This window comes from Thermomonas beijingensis (genome assembly GCF_020034655.1).
Classification (GTDB): domain Bacteria; phylum Pseudomonadota; class Gammaproteobacteria; order Xanthomonadales; family Xanthomonadaceae; genus Thermomonas; species Thermomonas beijingensis.
This window is the reverse complement of sequence record NZ_JAIQDJ010000025.1, coordinates 1-2327: the sequence shown is the minus strand read 5'-3', so window position 1 is coordinate 2327 and position 2327 is coordinate 1. Positions and strand designations below refer to the sequence as shown.

At 53.5% G+C, this 2327-nt stretch carries 4 protein-coding genes; 2 read left to right on the top strand and 2 right to left on the bottom strand.

Annotated elements, in window-relative coordinates:
* Positions 1-80: 80 nt before the first annotated feature.
* Both K7B09_RS12885 and K7B09_RS12880 read left to right on the top strand, forming a co-directional pair.
* Entirely contained in the window at positions 81-761 is a 681-nt protein-coding gene (locus tag K7B09_RS12885; protein ID WP_223629867.1) for a hypothetical protein, read from the top strand.
* Between the two features lie 41 nt (positions 762-802).
* On the top strand, positions 803-1129 hold the full coding sequence (locus tag K7B09_RS12880) for a hypothetical protein (RefSeq protein WP_223629866.1): 327 nt from the start codon (positions 803-805) through the stop codon (positions 1127-1129).
* A 66-nt stretch (positions 1130-1195) separates the two neighbouring features.
* Here K7B09_RS12880 and K7B09_RS12875 read toward each other — a convergent pair whose 3' ends face one another.
* Together K7B09_RS12875 and K7B09_RS12870 are read right to left on the bottom strand one after the other, a co-directional pair.
* The gene (locus K7B09_RS12875) at positions 1196-1612 is read right to left on the bottom strand and encodes a hypothetical protein (protein WP_223629865.1); all 417 of its coding nucleotides are present in this window, start codon (positions 1610-1612) and stop codon (positions 1196-1198) included.
* Positions 1609-2327, bottom strand: a 719-nt coding sequence (locus K7B09_RS12870) for an RHS repeat-associated core domain-containing protein (RefSeq protein WP_425507867.1), incomplete at its 5' end; no start/stop codon positions are given. The genes K7B09_RS12870 and K7B09_RS12875, both read right to left, overlap by 4 nt.

The following is a 2327-nucleotide window of genomic DNA, read 5'->3' as shown; positions in this document are numbered from 1 at the left end:
AATAAGTGATGAGAAGCACCATCCAAACGCTTCTTGTAGCGATACTTGTGTTGGTCTCTGGGATTAGTGAGGCCCGCTGGTTGTCGGTTGATCCGGTGAAGGCGAATGCCAACAACGGGCAAAACAACAACCGTTACTACTACGCCAACAACAACCCGTATCGATTTGTTGATCCGGATGGCAGGCAATCTGCTGAGCGTCAGATCGAGCAATATCGAAAAGATGCGGAAGCAGGGAATTGGGCGATTTACAAACCGTTTGAGAAGCCAGCGATTGCTGTAACCGCAATCATGGCAGCACCGGTTGTCGCAGTAGTTGGTTGGGAAGCTGGTACTGCCGCGTTGGCAAACCCCGGCACAGTGGCAACGATGACCGAATTTGCCGGTGGAGCGGCAGGCGTTACTGGAATGAGTTCCGGACTTGGTCAACGCGCTCAGGCGACTGCGTTGATTGCATCCGATCGTACTGCGCAAGCGTTGACCTCGGTTCTTCGGCCCAACGGGCAGCTAGTTGGCAACGTCGTAGGTGGTGCAACCTCCGAGGTTCGGACGGTTTCACCCGCTGCATTCGGGAATATCCGTCAATCGCTATCCAATCTCGGCGCAGCCGAGGGGGGCGGAAATGCAGGCTATAGGGGCACGTGGTACACCTTGCCAAATGGCCAAGGCGGCTTCGGTGTGCGTAATGCCAGTTCCGGGCCAACGATGGACTTCAATATCCCCGGCTTGCCTAGGGGTCTCAAGATTCATCAAGGAGAGTAGTTGTGAGCATTGAGCCGAGGCACTCGTACGACGGAATGCCATTGACAGAATGGATTCAACGAGTCCCTAATGAATTGTCGCGTGATGCAGTAGGCCTTTGGCAAATCATTCCCGCACTCCGAGCCAGCTTCGGTCTTGATGACCAAGATCTTGAGGACGCTGTCTCTGCAACCATTCAAGGACTGCTTGAACGCGGAGCTGTGCCGGTTCGATGTGGACCAAAAGATGGACCCGAATGGCTTATTGATGACGCGTACGGCCAAGACTGGAACGAAGTGAAAGCTAAAGTTATTGCGGATTGGGTTAGGCGGGATGTCGAACCAGATGTTGGTGACGTTTGGTTTGCGATCATTAGCGACCAGCACTGAACGAACGGAAGAGGGGTATTTAGAGTAGATCCGTTCTTATATAGTTGAAATGTTGTGAGGCGAAATTTAGTTCGTCGTCTGGACTGGAACTAGCGGACTCGATAGATTTCCAGTGAGGTAGCCGCCGCCTTCAAGGGTGACGCAAGGCCTCTTATATTCTTGAAAGCCCTTGACAGGCATGGTGCCGTAAACCGTTGCGCCTTTTGCGCTTGGGAAGTTGCCGCCCTCGATCATCCTGCCGCCCAGATAGGGCTGCAAGGGCCATCTCTTGGATTTGTCGGCGCATTCGACAACGACAATAGAGAAATACAACTCTCGATCTTTGATCACTTGGACATCCCGCTGATCTAGTGCAACCTCAACAACTGCGTTTTCGCCAGTTGCGTGTGCGGTTGCAGAAATCGGTTTTGCGGTATGCGTACACGCACTCAAGACCAAGGCGACTGCGCAGGCTGCAAGTGAGTAACCTAGGCGCATGATCACTCGTTCGGCTTCTTGTAGGAGTTGTCGATGGCTTCTTGAGCTTTGACTTCGCCCATCATCGTATTGAAATAACCGTGATGGGCAGTGGATGTCTGAGAGGTAGTCGCCCCTGATGTGTTGGTCGTTCCAAACAATACGCGCCCTGCCTTAGCGACAGAATCTGAGCGGTCTGTGGTCGCAGGGCTGGCCGTGACATTCACCCAGTTTCCTGTGCTGGCGGGCTTAGTTCCATTGCCGGCTTGCTTTCCCACGGGGTCAATTGTTATCAGGTTCGTGACCGTCGCATTGGAGTTATTGGCATGTCGAATGGCTTGGCTACCGCCGAGGCTATGCCCAATTACATTCAGCGGCTCACCTTCGGCCAGCGGTCTGGACATAGCTGCCGAGATGTTGTCGACTTCTTTCCAACTGAAATACTGGATATCACGATCAGGGTGCAGCCGTTTTTGGTCTTCCGCGTACGACTGAACAATCTGCGAGCCGCCAATGAAGCTTTTCTTGTCCCAACCGCCACCAATGTAAATGTCCCTGCGCCCATCGGGATCGGTGAACGAATAAGGATTGTTATTGGCGTACTTGTACCGATTGAAGTTCTGCCCTGAATTCGGTTCAGCCTTCACCGGATCCACCGACAACCAACGCGCTTCCGCTGCACCAGACGCGATCGCCAGCGCCATCCCAAGTACCGCAAGACTCAAGTTCCGCATCATTGCCC